Source organism: Acinetobacter sp. LipI_15 (assembly GCF_058242865.1).
In genome coordinates this window covers 311,312-330,051 of record NZ_JBZAYN010000001.1, presented here as the reverse complement: position 1 = coordinate 330,051, position 18,740 = coordinate 311,312, and the positions used below count along the sequence as shown (strand labels likewise).

The window sequence follows — 18,740 nt, the reverse complement described above, 5'->3', positions numbered from 1 at the left end:
CACCTATTACTGGATCTTAGGAGTGTCTAAAGGTTTATCTAAAGGTACGTTCATTAAACGTAAAGATTCTTGCATTACACGAGCAAAAACGGGTGCAGCCACCAGGCCACCGTAATACTGACCTGTTGGGTTTTCCACCACAACAATCATGGCCAAACGTGGATCACTCACTGGTGCGACACCAGCAAAGAGTGCACGATATTCTGAAGTCGAATAACCTTTACGGTCTGCACGTAATTTATGTGCTGTACCAGTTTTACCTGCCACGCGATAACCCGGAATATTGGCTTGACGTGCCGTACCACCCGGTAAGGTCACCGCTTCCATCATTAAAAGCACTTGATCAGCAATTTTAGGGTCAATCATCTGCTCACCTTTCGGCTTTTCCTCAAGCTTGTACAAGCTCAGTGGCATTTTGACGCCTTTGTTGGCAATCATGGCATAAGCATCAGCCAGTTGGAGCACTGTAGCGTTCAAACCATAACCATAAGCCATGGTTGCTACTTCAGACACATTCCATTTGCTCTTCGGCAAAATCAGACCAGCACTTTCGCCGGGGAATTTCACGGCTGAACGTTGACCAAAGCCAAGACGTTGATAGAAGGTCGGTAATGTTTCATAAGGGAGAGATAAAGCGATTTTTGCCACACCGACGTTAGACGATTTTTGAATAATGCCGCCCAAAGTCAGAGGACCATAGTTATGCGTGTCTCGAATAGTATGATTGCCAACGCGCATAGAACCCGGTGTAGTATTTACCACCGTATTTGCCGTGTATTTACCGCTTTCCAACGCCATTGCCACGGTCATTGGCTTCATGGTTGAACCTGGCTCAAAGGAGTCAATCGCACCACGGTTACGCATAGCATCTTTATTTAAGACACCTTTTTTATCATTCGGGTTGTACGACGGCCAAGACGTCATCGCTAAAATTTCACCTGTTTTGACATCCACGGCAATCGCGGTTGCAGAACGTGCGTTATTGGCTACGCCGGCTGCAGTCAACTCACGATACATAATGTATTGCAAACGTGAATCAATACTCAGCGTGATATTTTCACCCGACTCAACCTCTTTCACGATCTCAGGGTCTTTAACGCGGTTGCCTTTTTTATCTCGGACAATTTGCTGCGCACCATCTACGCCTGCAAGACGTTCATTCAGCTGCATTTCCAAGCCTTCAATACCCATGCCCTCACTATTGGTTAAGCCAATAATTTGTGAGTTTGGCTGAGGCTGTGGATAGTAGCGCTTATAGTTTTTCTCAGTATATACGCCCTGAAAGTCACGTTTCATGATCAATTCAGCTTGTTGCGGCGGTACTTCTTTCTTTAAAACCAAATAACGTGAACGTGGACGCTCATTCATTTTGCGTTTCAGTTCAGCACGATCCATCCCGACAGCATCAGCAAGTTCATCTAAGCTTAGATTTTTATCGGGTAATTGACGTTTTAATTTACGATTGTTTGGATCTTTAGCCAATTCAGCCGTGGTTTCTTCAAAGAGTTTTTTATTGTCAAAATAATCACGTGGATCGATCACGATTTTCATGATCGGGGTACTAATCGCTAAAGGCACACCGTGACGGTCATAGATGACACCGCGCATGGCTTTTAAGGTTTCAGTTCTTAAAATTTTGGCATTGGCTTTATTTTGTAAAAAGTCTTTATTGATGATTTGTACATAAAAAGCCCGCCCCACCAATGCAATGAAGCATAGTAAAACCACCGCCCACATCAAGTGATAGCGCCACATCTCCACCGAAATGGCTGTACGACCAGTAACAGACTGCTGTTTTTTACGCGGAGTTTGTTTGTTTCTCTTTTCAACCATGTGACCGGCAGCCTATTTTTTCTGTTCTGGAGTTTGTGGCAATGAAATAACAACGGTTTGTGCAATAGGAGGCGAATACATGCGTAATTGGGTAACTGCACGTGTCCCAATTTGGGCTGTTGCACCGAAAGTTTGTTGTTCGATCAGCAAACGTCCCCATTCTGCGTTGAGGTCATCCCTTTCACGCATATAGGTACTCAATTGACGATAATCTTGGCGATATTCAAAGACTTGAAAGACCACCATAATCGCACTCACAAAAACCAAGAGCAATAAAATGCCGTATGTAATGATTTTCTTCGACTGCGATTGATCAGAGTTTTTTTCGATTGCTTCGGTTTTCATTCTTTGCCTTTTAAGCTAAACGCTCTGCCACACGAAGCCAAGCACTACGAGATCGTGGATTGGCTTTAACTTCTTCTTCACTTGCTTTAATTCGTGACACTTTTTTTAAGCGGCGGGTATCTTCGCGTTTTTGTGGTAAACCCCAGCCGGTGTCTTCTGCAAGTGTAGATTCTTTTTGAATAAATTGTTTAATTAAACGATCCTCTAAAGAGTGGAAACTGATCACTGCAAGAGTGCCCTCAGGTTTCAGCATATCCACCGCTTGAGGTAAGAAGATATCAATATCGTCGAGTTCCTTGTTAATAGCAATACGAATTGCTTGGAAAGTTCGTGTCGCTGCATGTTTATTTTTTTCCCATTTCGGGTGGGCAACTTTCACGATTTCAGCCAATTGAGCTGTGGTTTCAATATACCCTGCCGCTTTAATTGCTTTGGCAATACGGCGGCTATAACGTTCTTCACCATATTTAAAAATAATATTGGCCAAATCTTCTTCTTCAATATCAACCAACCACTCTGCGGCTGTTGGGCCTTGTGAGTTGTCCATACGCATATCAAGTGGACCATCTTTCATAAAGCTAAAGCCACGCTCTGCTTGGTCTAACTGTGGAGATGACACACCCAAATCCGCCATAATACCGTCGACCAAATCGATACCACGACTACGCAGTTCTTCTTTTAAGTCTGCAAAACTGGCGTGAATAATTTTGAAACGCGCATCTTCTTGTTCTAATTCTGCTGCAACGGCCAATGCTTGCGGGTCTTTATCAAAGGCATAAACACGTGCATTTTCATCTAATTTAGACAGTAATAAACGTGTATGACCGCCACGCCCAAATGTGCCATCTACGAAAATTCCTGTATTGCGATCTGCCAGTAAAGCATCAACAGTTTCATGAAGTAATACAGAAATATGCGACATAAGGGTTCGTTCAACACAGCTAAAAATGTAACTGCACATTATTACCTTGTTTTAGCAAAGCTCCAAACGTCTTTTTGTACAGAAATATTACTTTCCATAGAGAAAACCGTTTTTATTTTTTGGTATCCATTAAAAAACCTCCCGAAGGAGGTCTTTGAACATCTCAAATCATAGATTTCGATGTATTAGCGCTTGTTATTGTAGATCTGATCGAAGATCCCACCATTCACAAAATGTGTTTGTTGAGCTTTTGCCCAACCACCAAACACTTCATCAATGGTAAAGGTTTTTAATGGCGGGAACTGTGATTTATATTTTGCTAAAACTGCTGCATTACGTGGGCGGTAGAAATGACGAGCTGCCATCTCTTGACCTAATGGAGAATAAAGATAATTGATATAGCCTTGAGCTAACCATTTATTACCATTCTTATCGACAGTTTTGTCCACGATTGCCACTGAAGGCTCAGTCAAAATCGACATCGATGGATACACGATATCAAATTTGTTTTTACCCAAAGTTTTTTGAGTAACTAAAGCTTCGTTTTCCCAAGTTAACAGTACATCACCGATGCCTCGTTCAGCAAAAGTAGTCATCGATGCACGTGCCGCAGAGTCCATCACTTTTACGTTATGGTACATTTTACCCACGAAATCTTTGGCTTTCGCTTCATTACCACCCGGTTGTTTCAAAGCATAACCCCAAGCTGACAAGTAAACCCAACGTGGGAGACCGCCAGTTTTCGGGTTCGGGGTAATAATTTGTACACCCGGTTTGGTTAAATCAGACCAATCTTTAATATGTTTCGGGTTGCCCTTACGCACCATGAAGACAATCGTTGACGTATATGGCGCTGAGTTATGTGGAAACTCTTTTTGCCAACCCGGCTGAATCTGTCCAGACTTCACAATTTCTTCGATGTCATTGGCCAACGCCAAAGTCACGACATCACCTTTTAAGCCATCAACCACGGAACGGGCTTGTTTGCCGGAACCACCATGTGATTGTTTAAATGCGACCGTTTTACCCGTACGCTCTTTCCAATATGCGCCAAATGACTTATTAAATTCGTCATAAAATTCACGCGTTGCATCATAAGAAACGTTTAAAAATTCACGATCAGCGGCCTGAGCAGACGCTGAGAAAGCAACACCAGTGGCGAGCAACGCAGCACTGAACCACGCCTTAAATTGAGTTTTCATAACAGCCAGCATAAAGTTATATTCAATACTGCTAAATATATGAAATAAAGTCATAAATCGCAATTGCAGCAAGTTTAGACCCTTTGCTTGATACAGCTAACGTAGCGAATTTAATTGTTTGTTTTTCATATTAAAATACACAAAAACAATCTACTTATTCCATATATATAGATTTTTATGCATTATATATGCAAAAAACGGATAATCTAAATTATCCGTTTTACACCACTCAACTTTATTTACAGACTTACTCTTTATTCTTTTCACTATAGATTTGATCGAAAATCGCACCATTCACAAAATGTGTTTTTTGCGCTTTAGCCCAACCGCCAAACACTTTATCAATGGTAAAAGTTTGAACTTTCGGGAATTGAGCAGCGTACTTTGCAGTGGCTTTTGCATCGCGAGGGCGGAAGAAATATTTACCTGCCAGCTCTTGGCCTTTAGGTGAATATAGATAGTTCAAATAACCTTTCGCCAAATTTCGATTACCATTTTTGTCGACAGTTTTATCCACTACAGCTACTGAAGGTTCAGCTAAAATCGAAATAGACGGATAAACAATGTCATATTTATCTTTGCCTAAGCCCTGAGTCGCTAACAGTGCCTCATTTTCCCAAGACAGCAAGACATCTCCAATGCCACGCTCAGCAAAGGTCGTGAGTGAACCACGCGCGCCAGAATCCAAAACTTTGACATTGCTATAAAGTTTTTTCACCAATTCTTTGGCTTTGGCATCATTTCCACCCGGTTGTTTTAAGGCATATCCCCAAGCTGATAAATAGATCCAACGCGGTGCCCCACCTGTTTTTGGATTTGGCGTAATAATTTCAACACCCGGTTTGGTCAGGTCATTCCAATCTTTAATTTTTTTCGGGTTGCCCTTACGCACCAAAAATACGATAGTTGAGGTATACGGTGCAGAATTATGTGGAAATTGTTTTTGCCAATTTTTATTGATTTGTCCAGTCGCCACAATTTCATCAATATCATTGGCCAATGCCAAAGTGACAACGTCTGCTTGTAAACCTGTTGCCACTGCACGAGCTTGTTTGCCAGAACCACCGTAAGATTGTTTAAAATTAATCTCTTGTCCTGTACGTTTTTTCCAATATTGTCCAAATTCTTGGTTATATTCCTGATAAAACTCACGTGTTGGATCATATGAGACATTTAAGAAATCTTTTGCGGCATATACCTGTACTGCTACCCCACCCAATAAAGCGAAAATACCCGATGCTATTATTTTTTTCATCTGCTCAAACTCAAATTGATCTTGAGAGCACTATATAAATCAAAAATAACTTTAACAATCAGCTATCTATAATATAAATTCAAATCTATTTCTTTTTTAAAGATATCTAAAAATAACGTATTTAAAGCTTTAATTCTGCTAATACAGCAACAATCAGAAGCGATCTCCATGCTATCTTCATAGTTGTTTGCTAAAACATCCGAAAATCTGGAGAAAACAGTCTATTTAGGTAATCCTAGTACAGACTTTTTTAGTTTTTTTGTAAAAATTGTGACGTAGTTCTACTTTTTAATTACGAAAGATGGTTAAATCGTAGTCTAAATATTAAAACTATTTTGCAAATAAAAAGTTCCATCACCAAAACTAGGGGGAGATTTGGACATGAAATTTTCATACGCACTATGCCTAGGCTTAAGTTTAAGTGTGACTGCACAGACTGCTTTGTGTGCTGCAACCAGCACCGCATCGAATAATAAACTTACGATGCCTGCTGAACGTACCTCATTGATCGAAAAAGCGATTAATCAGCAAAAATCTGAAGGTAAAGGCCGTACAGACGATAATTTAAAAGTACTTACGTCTATTAAAGCAGCACCGACTCAAAGTTTCTTTGCATCACAAAACCAAAGTTTTTCTCGTCTTGTTCAAGCCATTTTTTCTGGTAGCAACTCATAACGACATCAGCATACTCATGTCATCCAAGCTATTGTTTTAGACGAGTTCCCCTACTGTCGTCTAAAAAATACTTAAAAATGCCTGATCATTCAATGTTGAATTAAGCATTAAGTGATCAGGCTTTTTCGTTATAATAGATCCCAATTTACATTCTGATTAAAAGCTGATTATGACTGTTCGTACTCGTATCGCACCTTCTCCTACTGGTTTCCCGCATGTTGGGACTGCTTATATTGCATTGTTTAACTTATGTTTTGCGAAGCAACATGGCGGTGAATTTATTCTTCGTATTGAAGATACAGACCAACTGCGCTCTACCCCAGAATCTGAGAAAATGATTTTAGATTCATTGCGTTGGTTAGGTTTGAACTGGTCAGAAGGTCCAGATGTGGGTGGCCCTCATGCGCCATACCGTCAATCTGAACGTATGGACATTTATAAACAATATGCTTTGGAACTGGTTGAAAAAGGCCATGCATTCTACTGCTTCGCAACAGCAGAAGAACTCGATCAAATGCGTGCGGAACAACAAGCGCGTGGTGAATCACCGCGTTATGACGGTCGTGGCTTAAAACACACTGCAGAAGAAGTGGCACAGCGTTTGGCTGCTGGTGAACCGCATGTCATTCGTATGAAAGTACCTGAAGAAGGGATTTGTAAATTTAATGACTTACTGCGTGGTGAAGTCGAAATTCCTTGGGCGCAAGTTGACATGCAAATTCTACTGAAAACCGATGGTTTACCGACGTATCACTTAGCAAACGTGGTTGATGACCATTTAATGGAAATCACTCACGTAATTCGTGGTGAAGAATGGATTCCATCTGCGCCTAAACACCAATTATTGTACAAATATTTTGGTTGGGACATGCCTGTACTTTGCCACATGCCGCTGTTACGTAACCCAGATAAATCAAAACTGTCTAAACGCAAAAACCCAACCTCAATTAACTACTACAAAGACATCGGCGTTTTACCTGAAGCATTATTGAACTACTTAGGCCGTATGGGTTGGTCAATGCCAGATGAAAGTGAAAAATTCACTTTGGCTGAAATGATTGAACACTTTGACATTCAACGTGTATCACTAGGCGGTCCAATCTTTGATGTTGAAAAGTTGAACTGGTTAAATGGTCAATGGATTAAAGGTTTAACACCGGGTCAATTGCTCGATACCCTACTGGCTTGGAAATCTGATCGTAATACCTTGGAAGAAATTGCTGCTGCGATTCAACCGCGTATTAATTTATTGTCTGAAGCAGTGAATTGGGCAGGTTTTTATTTCAACCAATTCCCAACACTCAGCAAAGAACAGTTTGAAAGCAAAAAATTGACTGAAGAACAAGTTCGTCAAAGCCTTCAATTTGCCATTTGGCGTCTAGAAAGCATGTTCACTTGGAACAATGATACTGTCAGCCAAACTTTGATGGATTTGGCGAACCAAATGGACATTAAACTTCGTGACTTCATGCCAACCTTCTTTATTGCTATTGCTGGTTCGACATCTTCGACACCGGTTATGCAATCGATGGTAACCATTGGTCCTGATTTAACCTTTGCTCGCTTACGTCATGCGCTTGAAATTGTGGGCGGTCCGAGTAAAAAAGAAACAAAAGCATGGGAAAAACTCAATGAAAGCCTAAAACTGCCGAAAAATGATGCAGTTGATGAAGCTTAATTGATTTTTTAGTTGACGGATGGGCGTTATCCCCCTAATATAGCGCCCATACCGAGAGATGGTGTCAACCAACTCTAAGTTGCCTCAAATTGTCCCTATCGTCTAGAGGCCTAGGACATCGCCCTTTCACGGCGGTAACCGGGGTTCGAATCCCCGTAGGGACGCCATATTCAAGGTGATGCAAATCATCTTATAAAAAACCCAAGCATTATGACTTGGGTTTTTTATTGCCTAAATTTTATCTGATTTAAATTTACGGTATTTTTGCTTTCTGCGTCATTCTGATTAAAATAAACCATAGATTAAAATTATGGAGTTGCAATGCAATACCGTTGCCCAAAATGTCAAAGCCCTAAAATTATGCCCCTTGCGCAAGCAGGTCAGCCTGTTGCTCGTCCTGTCGTGCCTAAAAGCCTGATTATCCTCATCCCTGCGGTATTTATTCTTTTACTGTTGGTGATTATCAGCATCGCAATGTGGATTTTTGGTGACGGTGCAGGTACTACATTACAAACTGCGACTGTTGTTGTATTTATTGCTTGCTTGATTGCTGGCTTCATGTTCTATCGCGACCTGCCAGATTTCAAAATTTCAATGCAAGGTTTTATGCAATCACAGAAAAAATGGAAATGCCGCGAATGTAATCATGAGTGGGAAATCTAAGCCGGCCATTTAAATTACATCAGCATTAGTGCTGATGTGATTCATCATGAGAATGCGCGTGATCATCTTGATGATACCCATGTGCATGATCAGACTTTTGGGTATGTTGATGTACCACACATTCATCTTCTTCGATTTGTAATGTCATCTCCGTGATTCCATGTTCATGTTGCAACATTTCAATCGCCTCAAAATACAAGGCATTACGATCGGCTTCAGGTGCAAAGAGATGAACTGTCAAATGCACATTCTTTGATGTTATTGCCCAGACCTTTAACTGGTGAATACTCTCCACCCCTTTGAGTGCCAATAAATCATTGCGTAATTTTTCAATGTCAATTTCTTCAGGCACACCTTCCAATAAAATATTGATACTTTGTTTGAGTAAAATCCAAGTCCTTGGTAAGACCCAAAAGCCAATGAGCACCGCAATAAGCGTATCGACCCACATCCAGCCGGTAAAATAAATAATCGCTGCGCCAATAATCACACCGACCGAACCTAAGGCATCACTTAACACCTCTAGATACGCCCCTTTCACATTCAAGCTTTCTTGTGAACTGGAAAATAAAATACGCATCGAGATTAAGTTAATGATTAGACCGATGACGGCCACAATCATCATGCCCATACTTTGAATTTCCGGCGGCGTTGAAAAGCGCTGATAGGCCTCATACAAAATATAAATCGCAACCACAAATAGCATCAAGGCATTAAACAAGGCTGCCAAAATTTCAAAACGCTGATAGCCAAATGTACGTTTGTTATCAGCGGGAAGCTTGCCAATTTTGATCGCGACCAATGCTATGGCAAGGGCTGCAGCATCGGTGAACATATGTGCCGCATCTGACAATAGCGCCAAACTTTGCGTCATAAATCCAGCAATGACTTCAACAATCAAAAATGTCGTGGTCAGTGCTAAGGCAAAACTTAATTTTTTGACATTCCCTTCTGTGACAACGGCATGGCTGTGGTCATGCCCATGATGCTCGCTCATTATTTTCTGACCTTTATAAATTATATATTCTTCAGTCATGAGCTTAACAGGTGCAGCAAACGTAATAAAATTACATCATTCAACCTTCAGTATTACGTTTTACTTTCAAGCTTAAAAACTGCTTTTTCAGCATCCTCTTTCAATTTATTCAAATTAATTTTTCGCGATCTAGATGACTGAAATTACTTATAAATATTTTTCAATACCTATTCACATATCATGACAAGCATGCTAATTTTCATCTTAAGTGTGATCTGTTTAAAACAATTAAATCATTCATCGCAGCGCACGAATGACTGCAATTAATATTTTTATTAATCAAGTGGTTATATTTAGCAACAAGGAGTTTAACAATGATGATACAAGCTCTGAAAAAAATCTATGCACTGTTGTCACAACAGATGAATCCAAAGTTGCAAGGAATGCACCTTTCGATTCCAGAAGCCGAGGGTGATTACGCCCAAGGGACTTATTTTGAAATTCTTGCGGCTCAACACCATCAAGACTTTCTCAGTCACCATACTATGGATTCAGCAGACCAATCCCCTACTGACTATCGCAATGCCATGTGGAATTTTTTAAGTGCCGCATTAAAAGGTCATAAAGATGCCCAATATCGCTTAGGTCTCGGTTATTTACGTGGAGAACTCGGCTTAGACCGCAATTATGAACTTGCAGAGCTTTGGCTCAGTAAAGCGGCTGCACAAGGCCATGAACAAGCAGACTACGTCTTACATCATGCCTATGAAGACATTGTTGTGTAGTCATTGAATCTTAAGCAATAAAAAACCAGCCCGCAGGCTGGTTTTTTATTTTAAAACTGGAACTTAGTTACCAATTTTGCGGTATTTTTGACGCTTTGCAACAAGGTCATCACCATCACGTTTACGACGGTATTCTTCAAATTCATGGTAGTTACCCGTGAAGAATTCAGGGGTTTCACCTTCAAATGACAAGATGTGCGTTGCAATACGGTCGAGGAACCAACGGTCATGCGAGATCACCATGACAGTACCTGGGAATACCAGAATAGCATCTTCAAGCGCACGTAAAGTTTCAATATCCAAGTCGTTTGACGGTTCATCGAGTAAGATGACGTTTGCACCCATTTGCAGGATTTTCGCAAGTTGTAAACGGTTTCGTTCACCACCTGACAATTGACCTACACGTTTTTGCTGATCTTGACCTTTGAAGTTAAAGCGACCGATATACGCACGAGATGCGATTTCGTATTCACCAATTTTCAAGATATCTAAACCGCCAGAAACTTCTTCCCAAACAGTTTTGTTGTCATCTAAGGTGTCACGAATCTGACCAACATAAGCCACTTTAACAGACTCACCCAGTGTAACTGTACCTGTATCTGGTTGTTGTTCGCCTGTCATCATACGGAATAATGTGGTTTTACCCGCACCGTTTTCGCCCACGATACCTACAATTGCAGCAGGTGGTACAACGAACGATAAATCTTTATAAAGTGTACGGTCACCAAAGGATTTACTAATACCTTCAACTTCTACAACTTTATTACCTAGACGTGGACCAGGTGGAATATAGATTTCAGACGTTTCATTACGCTGTTGGAATTCGCGTGAGTTAAGCTCTTCAAAACGCTCCATACGCGCTTTGTTTTTCTTTTGCTGACCTTTAGCATTTGAACGAACCCATTCAAGTTCTTTTTTCAATGCTTTAGCAAAAGATTCTTCTTGCTTCTGTTCTTGCTCTAAACGGGCATTTTTCTGCTCTAACCAAGAAGAGTAGTTGCCTTGGTATGGAATACCCATGCCGCGGTCAAGCTCAAGAATCCACTCTGCCACGTTATCCAAGAAGTAACGGTCATGGGTAATCGCAACGATCGTACCTGGGAAGTCTTTCAAGAAACGTTCCAACCATGATACTGATGAAGCATCCAAATGGTTCGTAGGTTCATCTAGAAGCAACATGTCTGGTTTAGACAATAACAAACGGCAAAGTGCAACACGACGGCGCTCACCACCAGACAACTTAGATACATCTGCATCCCAAGCTGGAAGGTTCAACGCTGCAGCAGCCTGATCCATTTGGTTCACAATGTTATGTGCATCCCATGAATGGATAATGGCTTCTAACTTCTCTTGTTCTTTTGCAAGTGCATCAAAGTCAGCATCTTCTGCTGCATATTCTGCAAACACTTCATCAAGACGCGCCAAAGCATCTAACGGCTCACGTAAACCGTCTTCAACGTTACCACGAACGTCTTTGCTTTCATCCAATGGCGGCTCTTGTTCAAGGTAACCAATTTTGATACCCGGTTGAGCACGTGCTTCACCTGAGAAATCTTTATCTACGCCCGCCATAATACGAAGCAAGGTAGATTTACCTGCACCGTTTAGACCAAGCACACCAATTTTTGCGCCTGGGAAAAATGATAAAGAGATGTCTTTCAGGATTTCGCGCTTAGGCGGAACCATCTTCGACACACGGTTCATCGTGTAAATATATTGGGCCACTTAGGACTCCTCAATAGTCAAAACATATACGGAACAACACAAAGTTGCCCCTGCTCAATTGAGCGAAAAAATAATCGGCTATTATACGCATAAAGTCGTGAAAAAATAAGGTTTCGCACACGCCTTCAATGCATTGTTACAAGTTTAATGGCGAACAAAATTTAAACATGCGTTTTTAAGCATAATTTCGCTCATCTTTAGCTGAAAATATTTCAATAATATGAATAATTATGATATTAATTTTATAAATAAAGCACTTTTATTCATATATATAACTGATAGACTGTTTAAAAACTAGCTCTCTTAGATGAAGTAATCATGACCTATAAAGACGAAACTTTAGCAATTCACGCGGGGTATACACCGGAGCCAACCACCAAAGCGGTTGCGGTGCCGATTTATCAAACCACCTCATATTCCTTTGATAACACGCAGCATGGTGCTGATTTATTTGACTTAAAAGTTCAGGGTAATATTTATACCCGCATTATGAATCCAACCACGGCGGTACTTGAACAGCGTGTTGCAGCGCTCGAAGGTGGTATAGGTGCACTGGCGTTGGCATCAGGCATGGCAGCCATTACATATGCGATTCAAACCATTGCTGAAGCGGGCGACAATATCGCTTCTGTTTCAACCCTATATGGCGGCACATATAATCTGTTTGCCCATACCTTGCCGAAACAAGGCATTGAAGTTCGCTTCTTTGATTATCAAAACCCTGAAGCACTACGCAGCCTCATCGATGACAAAACCAAGCTGGTCTTTGTCGAATCGATTGGTAACCCATTAGGCAATATTATTGACCTCGAAGCAATTTCGAAAATTGCGCATGAATTTGGCATACCTGTAGTAGTGGACAATACCGTAGCTACTCCCGTCCTGCAAAAATCATTTGAATTTGGTGCCGACATCGTGGTGCACTCTCTCACCAAATATATTGGTGGTCATGGTAATTCGATCGGCGGCATTATTGTCGATAGCGGCAAGTTCCCTTGGGGCAAATACCCTGAACGTTTTAAATCACTCAACACCCCTGATCCAAGCTACCACGGGGTCAATTATGTCGAAGCCTTAGGTGAAGCAGCCTACATTGCCCGTGCGCGTGTAGTGCCATTACGTAATACTGGCGCTGCGATCAGCCCGCACAATGTGTTTTTGATCTTACAAGGTTTGGAAACCTTAAGCCTGCGCATGGAGCGTCATACTGAAAATGCGCAAAAAGTGGCGGAATATTTACAAGCGCATCCAAAAGTAAAATGGGTCAACTACGCTGGCCTAAAAGACCATCCTCAGCATGCTTTGGCGCAAAAATATGTCAAAGGCAAACCATCTGCGATTCTTTCCTTTGGGGTTCAAGATGGCCTTGCAGGCGGCACGCGTTTCATCGATTCGTTGCAGTTATTTACTCGCCTTGTGAATATTGGTGATGCCAAAAGTTTAGCTTGCCATCCTGCGACCACGACACATCGTCAGCTCAATGAAGATGAACTCAAAGCAGCCGGTGTCAGCATTGATATGGTTCGTTTATCGATTGGGATCGAGCATGCAGATGACTTGATTGCCGACTTAGATCAAGCCTTAGCTGCTGTTTAAACCACAAGTGCACAATCCACAGGTCTTATTTTTAAGGCCTGTTTTTATTTCCATTTCATTTAAATAACCACCCCCACATAATCCGCCTTCCAATTTTGGGCATCTATGGCCCTGCTTCTATATTTATTTACAATTTTATTTATCTTGAAAATCGACTTTTTTACGTTGCAACGATGTGGATAAAAGCACTTCTCTTTCACATATTTATGTGTTAAAAATTGAGTAAATAGGGATTTTAATTTAGAGTAAAAACTCTAAATATTATTTTATTATCAATTACTTATCATATGGCTTTTTTGAAATAAAACGCTATCATACCGCTGACTTAAAACAGCCCTGCACATAGCGTTGTCGGGCCGATAAATGAATACAATAAAACTGATTTAACAGGGAACCTCATCGTGAATTCAAGACTTGAGAAACGTTTCGTTGACCGTGTCAACGGTAAGACTATTTTAATCACCGGTGCATCGAGTGGTATTGGCTTAACCACAGCGCATCGCCTTGCCAATGCAGGCGCACATGTTCTACTGGTTGCACGTACCAAAGAAACTCTTGATGCCGTAAAAGCTGAAATTGAAGCCACTGGCGGTAAAGCCGATGTTTTCCCATGTGACCTCAATGATATGGAATCCATTGATGCTGTGGCACAACAAATCCTCGCTTCCGTCGATCATATTGATATCTTAATTAATAACGCTGGCCGTTCTATTCGTCGTGCCGTGCATGAATCAACCGATCGTTTCCATGATTTTGAACGTACTATGCAGTTGAACTATTTTGGCGCGGTACGTTTGGTGATGAACCTGTTGCCTAAAATGATGATTCGTCGTGAAGGTCATATCATCAACATCAGTTCGATTGGTGTATTGGCCAATGCAACACGCTTCTCTGCATATGTTGCGTCTAAAGCCGCATTAGATGCTTTTAGCCGTTGCCTGAGTGCTGAAGTTCACTCGCATAATATTGCCATCACGTCGGTATATATGCCATTGGTGCGCACACCAATGATCGCCCCAACCAAAATATATAAATACGTTCCAACCCTTTCTCCAGAACAAGCGACAGACCTGATTGCGTTTGCCATCGTGAAACGTCCGAAGAAAGTGGCGACCAATTTGGGCCGTCTGGCTTCAATCACCTATTCCATCGCTCCTGACATTAATAACAAACTCATGTCGATTGGTTATAACCTGTTCCCAAGCTCTTCAGCGTCTATTGGTAAGCAAGAAAAACTCAATTGGGTACAAAAAGCATATGCTCGCCTATTCCCTGGTGAACATTGGTAAGACCTGACTCACCCTTTAAAAAGCCCTTTTGAGGGCTTTTTTTATTGGGTTTTATGCGGCAACTTTGCTACATTGGGCTGAGATAAAATCAACTTTTATAACAATGAAAACTCAAAATATTGCCATCATCGGTGCAGGTACGGCAGGATTGGCTGCTGCAGCAATGCTTGCTAATCAAGGCCATCAAATCTGCTTATATGAAAAAGTCTCACAACTTGAACCTGTGGGTGCGGGATTATTATTACAACCTGCCGGACTGGCAGTTTTCGAACATTTAGGCATTTTGGAACATGCCTTAAGCCTTGGCGCTGTGGTAACTGGTCTTGAAGGTCAACTGGCTGGCGGCGACTTGCTGATAAACAGTCATTATCGTCAAGCCGATGACCGTTCATATGGGCTCGGCATTCACCGTGCCACACTCTGTCATGTCCTCGCATCCAAAGTCCGTGAATATCCTCAACACGTTGAATGGTGCATGGTGCATGAAGTGCATGAACTTCAAGAATCCAGTGAGGGTATAAACGTAATTGGGCAGACCGCAGATCAATCCTTTCAACGTCTGTTTGATCTCGTGCTGATTGCCAATGGTGCACGCAGCCATTTACGTCCTAAAGCGTGGGAAAAGCTCAACCAAGCTTATCCTTGGGGGGCGAAGTGGATCATCGTGCCTGAATGCGAAGTACTCAATCCGCAGATCTTGCATCAGTTCTATGACCGTTCCAATATCATGATGGGTGTGATGCCAACGGGAGCAATTCCAACGCAGCCTGAACAGCGCCTTTCGAGCATTTTCTGGAGTCTGCCTACAGAAGATTTAGAGGGATTCTTAAAAACCAAGAACGCACAGCAGCAATGGTTGCTTGAAGTTTCAAAACGCTGGCCGAGTGTTGCAGAATGGTTAGCGCATGTGATTCCACATCCAGATGATCCGCAGCAATGGCTATCTGCCAATTATCGTGATGTGGTGCTGAGCAAACTTGGTGAAGGTCGTATCGGCATATTAGGCGATGCTGCTCATGCCATGAGTCCACAGCTTGGACAAGGCGCCAATATGGCTTTGCTCGATGCATGGGCCATCAGTCAAGCTCTGCTTCAATATCAACAGGACTCCTCACTGCAAAACCTCTGGCAGGAGTATCATCAGCTACGGTTGTCCTCCGTGCGATTTTACCAATTTTTTAGTCGCTTGCTGACTCCTTTTTATCAATCACATCATCGCTGGACAGCACCGCTCCGTGATTTTTCATTTCGTGCTATGTATCAGCTGCCGTTTTTCCGCAAAGAAATGGCGATTACGATTTCCGGCTTAAAAACGGGTGCATTTGGGCAAATGAATTATGCTGACATTGCCCGAAAGCCTGCAGATGATTCTGCGGCTGAACTGCGCAATTTAAAATTTGATTAAGAATTAACTCCCCATCATTCTCTTGATGGCTTACACTATAGTGCTGCTCAAATGCTGCGGCATTTATTTTTTGATTTTTGAATTGGTGAAATCCTCATGAACAACCTGCAATGGCTCGATGAAGTAAAATTTAACGAACAAGGCTTAGTGCCTGCTATTGCACAGCATCATCAAAGCGGGCGCGTATTGATGGTGGCATGGATGAACCGTGAAGCCTTGGCGCAAACTGCAGAAAAAAATCAGGCGGTGTACTTTTCACGTTCACGCAATAAGCTATGGCACAAAGGTGAAGAATCTGGCCATTTCCAAACCGTACATGAAATCCGTTTGGACTGTGATGCTGACGTGATTGTGCTACAAATTGAACAGCATGGCGGCATTGCCTGCCATACCGGCCGTGAGTCATGCTTCTACCGCAAGCTTACTGCTAATGGCTGGGAAATTGTCGATGCGCAATTGAAAGATCCTGCTGCAATTTATGGTGTAAAATCAGCAAATCCGCATACCCTTGCGATGAATGCATCCAATGCGCAATCTGAGCAAGTCGAAGTACTCGACTACTTAGGTAAAATGATGGCTGAACGCAAACAAGCTGATCCTGAGTCCTCTTATGTGGCAAAGCTTTACCATAAAGGCCTCAACAAAATTTTAGAAAAAATCGGTGAAGAAAGTGTTGAAACCATCATTGCCGCTAAAGATTTCAAAATCGAAGCCAATGAAGACAACAAAAACGATTTGATTTACGAAGTAGCAGACCTTTGGTTCCATACCATTGTGATGTTGGGTTATTTCGATATTGATCCTCAATTGGTACTTAACGAACTCGCTCGTCGTCAAGGCCTTTCCGGTTTGGTTGAAAAAGCCAACCGTCAGCACTAAGACGCAACCGTGCCAGATCTTAAAAAACCGACCGCGACCTATGAGCAGGCCACCGCCATAGATAACGCACGTCTTGGTAAATCATTTAAAGTGATTGCCTATGCTGGCACAGGTAAAACAACCACACTCCAAATGATCAGTGATGCCATGCCTCAGCGGCGTGGCATGTACTTGGCCTTTAACAAAGCCATTGCCACCGAAGCACAGAATCGTTTTCATCAAAATGTCGACTGTCGAACCTTCCACTCATTGGCCTATCGTAGTGTTCCACGTGGAGTGACTGACAAACTGCGTCTACCACGTTTAAGTCCGAGCTTTATTGCCAAAGAATATCGACTAGAACCGATCACCTTACGTCGTATGATGGGCGGTCGTTATGAAAAATATGTACTCATGCCTTCGCGTTTGGCAAGTCTGGTGGCAAACGCTGTCAGTTATTTCTGTTCGACCAGTTCGCAATACCCTGCCCCACGACATCTACAAGCACCGAGTTGGCTGCATCCGGACGATATCGAAAGCTTACAAAAGCATTTGTATCCTGCCATTGAACGTCGTTGGTTAGAGTCGATTGATCCGAACCATGCAGCAGGGATTGGACACGATATTTATTTAAAACTTTGGGCTTTGTCTGAACCGAATATTCCTGCGGATTATGTGCTGTTCGATGAAGCTCAAGATGCTGACCCGCTAATGCTAGGGATTTTACTGAAACAGCGGAATACTCAAGTCATCTATGTTGGCGATGCGCATCAACAAATTTATGCATGGCGTGGCGCAGTCAATGCCATGCAGCAACTCCCTTTACCCGAATCCCGTTTAACCACGTCGTTCCGTTTTGGTGAAGAAATTGCCTTGAACGCCAATGCTCTACTGGGCGCATTGAACGAAACCGTGCCTTTATTGGGTAATCCGCAGCTCAACTCTAAAGTGGTCAATAAACCACATACCAAGATGCGCGATGCCATTTTATGTCGTACCAATGCACGTGCGATGGAACTGTTATTGGCGGGTTTGGTTAAGGGCGAAAAAGTTAGCCTGCAAGCAGATCATGCGCGACTCAATCGTTTTGTCGATGCTGCAGCCATGCTCAAGCAAGGCAAACGCGTAGTCGATGTCCCAGAGCTTGCATGGTTTAACTCATGGCATGATGTGCATGAATATTGTGAAACCAATGACGGCAGCGATATTAAACCGCTAGTGAAGTTGGTCGATGACCACGGTACTGACCCACTGAAAAAGGCGCTGGCGAAAATCACCCCAATTGATCAAGCCGACTACATCATCTCGACCGCCCATAAAGCCAAAGGTTTAGAATGGGATCGGGTACATATTGAAGATGACTACCAATTTAAGCTCAACGATAAAGATTATAAAATTAGTGACGAAGAGTTACGGTTACTTTACGTGGCTTGCACACGTGCTAAAGTAAGTTTAAATATCCATCATATTTATGACTTGATGCAGCATTTAAAGCGTCAAATGCCCAAATCTTTGGCACAGGCGGTCAGCTAG

General features: G+C 42.2%; 16 protein-coding genes and 1 tRNA gene. 10 read left to right on the top strand and 7 right to left on the bottom strand.

The window, feature by feature from the left end; translation table 11 throughout:
- Nucleotides 1-6 precede the first annotated feature (6 nt).
- The 5 genes from ftsI to AC4CU0_RS01520 form a co-directional block, all read right to left on the bottom strand.
- Nucleotides 7-1,833, bottom strand: coding sequence for a penicillin-binding protein PBP3 (ftsI, locus tag AC4CU0_RS01540; RefSeq protein WP_490742305.1), 1,827 nt, complete (start codon nucleotides 1,831-1,833; stop codon nucleotides 7-9).
- Nucleotides 1,834-1,845: 12 nt separating this feature from the next.
- Complete coding sequence (gene ftsL, locus AC4CU0_RS01535) at nucleotides 1,846-2,178, bottom strand: cell division protein FtsL (protein WP_078189390.1); 333 nt, start codon at nucleotides 2,176-2,178, stop codon at nucleotides 1,846-1,848.
- Between the two features lie 10 nt (nucleotides 2,179-2,188).
- Complete coding sequence (gene rsmH / locus AC4CU0_RS01530) at nucleotides 2,189-3,100, bottom strand: 16S rRNA (cytosine(1402)-N(4))-methyltransferase RsmH (protein WP_180008673.1); 912 nt, start codon at nucleotides 3,098-3,100, stop codon at nucleotides 2,189-2,191.
- Between the two features lie 185 nt (nucleotides 3,101-3,285).
- Nucleotides 3,286-4,302 carry a sulfate ABC transporter substrate-binding protein gene (locus AC4CU0_RS01525; protein WP_490742304.1) on the bottom strand — a complete coding sequence of 339 codons (1,017 nt, stop codon included), beginning with the start codon at nucleotides 4,300-4,302 and terminating at the stop codon, nucleotides 3,286-3,288.
- A gap of 247 nt (nucleotides 4,303-4,549) precedes the next feature.
- The gene (locus AC4CU0_RS01520; RefSeq protein WP_490742303.1) at nucleotides 4,550-5,557 is read right to left on the bottom strand and encodes a sulfate ABC transporter substrate-binding protein; all 1,008 of its coding nucleotides are present in this window, start codon (nucleotides 5,555-5,557) and stop codon (nucleotides 4,550-4,552) included.
- Between the two features lie 381 nt (nucleotides 5,558-5,938).
- Between AC4CU0_RS01520 and AC4CU0_RS01515 the strand changes: the two genes are divergently transcribed.
- The 4 genes from AC4CU0_RS01515 (at nucleotide 5,939) to AC4CU0_RS01500 (ending at nucleotide 8,573) form a co-directional block, all read left to right on the top strand.
- A complete protein-coding gene (locus AC4CU0_RS01515; protein ID WP_180021495.1) occupies nucleotides 5,939-6,232 on the top strand; it encodes a hypothetical protein in 294 nt (97 codons plus the stop codon).
- 169 nt (nucleotides 6,233-6,401) lie between these two features.
- The gene (gltX, locus tag AC4CU0_RS01510; RefSeq protein WP_168378189.1) at nucleotides 6,402-7,910 is read left to right on the top strand and encodes a glutamate--tRNA ligase; all 1,509 of its coding nucleotides are present in this window, start codon (nucleotides 6,402-6,404) and stop codon (nucleotides 7,908-7,910) included.
- 91 nt (nucleotides 7,911-8,001) lie between these two features.
- Nucleotides 8,002-8,077, top strand: a tRNA-Glu gene (locus tag AC4CU0_RS01505).
- 154 nt (nucleotides 8,078-8,231) lie between these two features.
- Nucleotides 8,232-8,573 (top strand): zinc-ribbon domain-containing protein, encoded by a 342-nt coding sequence (locus AC4CU0_RS01500; protein WP_078189395.1) that lies wholly within the window; start codon nucleotides 8,232-8,234, stop codon nucleotides 8,571-8,573.
- Nucleotides 8,574-8,598: 25 nt separating this feature from the next.
- Here AC4CU0_RS01500 and AC4CU0_RS01495 read toward each other — a convergent pair whose 3' ends face one another.
- Complete coding sequence (locus AC4CU0_RS01495) at nucleotides 8,599-9,570, bottom strand: cation diffusion facilitator family transporter (RefSeq protein ID WP_490742302.1); 972 nt, start codon at nucleotides 9,568-9,570, stop codon at nucleotides 8,599-8,601.
- Between the two features lie 353 nt (nucleotides 9,571-9,923).
- Here AC4CU0_RS01495 and AC4CU0_RS01490 point away from each other — a divergent pair, with 353 nt between their 5' ends.
- Nucleotides 9,924-10,334 (top strand): SEL1-like repeat protein, encoded by a 411-nt coding sequence (locus AC4CU0_RS01490; protein ID WP_180024277.1) that lies wholly within the window; start codon nucleotides 9,924-9,926, stop codon nucleotides 10,332-10,334.
- A gap of 63 nt (nucleotides 10,335-10,397) precedes the next feature.
- On the opposite strand, the gene ettA is transcribed toward AC4CU0_RS01490, so the two are convergent.
- Nucleotides 10,398-12,059: an energy-dependent translational throttle protein EttA gene (ettA, locus tag AC4CU0_RS01485; RefSeq protein ID WP_180042172.1), complete on the bottom strand. Its 1,662-nt coding sequence runs from the start codon at nucleotides 12,057-12,059 to the stop codon at nucleotides 10,398-10,400.
- Between the two features lie 318 nt (nucleotides 12,060-12,377).
- Between ettA and AC4CU0_RS01480 the strand changes: the two genes are divergently transcribed.
- The 5 genes from AC4CU0_RS01480 to AC4CU0_RS01460 all read left to right on the top strand — a co-directional run bounded on the left by AC4CU0_RS01480 (nucleotide 12,378) and on the right by AC4CU0_RS01460 (nucleotide 18,740).
- Complete coding sequence (locus AC4CU0_RS01480; RefSeq protein ID WP_490742300.1) at nucleotides 12,378-13,655, top strand: O-acetylhomoserine aminocarboxypropyltransferase/cysteine synthase family protein; 1,278 nt, start codon at nucleotides 12,378-12,380, stop codon at nucleotides 13,653-13,655.
- 401 nt (nucleotides 13,656-14,056) lie between these two features.
- Nucleotides 14,057-14,944 carry an SDR family NAD(P)-dependent oxidoreductase gene (locus AC4CU0_RS01475; protein WP_490742299.1) on the top strand — a complete coding sequence of 296 codons (888 nt, stop codon included), beginning with the start codon at nucleotides 14,057-14,059 and terminating at the stop codon, nucleotides 14,942-14,944.
- A gap of 103 nt (nucleotides 14,945-15,047) precedes the next feature.
- Complete coding sequence (locus AC4CU0_RS01470) at nucleotides 15,048-16,349, top strand: FAD-dependent oxidoreductase (protein ID WP_490742297.1); 1,302 nt, start codon at nucleotides 15,048-15,050, stop codon at nucleotides 16,347-16,349.
- Nucleotides 16,350-16,445: 96 nt separating this feature from the next.
- Nucleotides 16,446-17,228, top strand: a complete 783-nt coding sequence (gene hisIE / locus AC4CU0_RS01465) for a bifunctional phosphoribosyl-AMP cyclohydrolase/phosphoribosyl-ATP diphosphatase HisIE (RefSeq protein ID WP_180026546.1) — start codon at nucleotides 16,446-16,448, stop codon at nucleotides 17,226-17,228.
- A gap of 9 nt (nucleotides 17,229-17,237) precedes the next feature.
- Nucleotides 17,238-18,740, top strand: a complete 1,503-nt coding sequence (locus AC4CU0_RS01460; RefSeq protein WP_111884125.1) for a UvrD-helicase domain-containing protein — start codon at nucleotides 17,238-17,240, stop codon at nucleotides 18,738-18,740.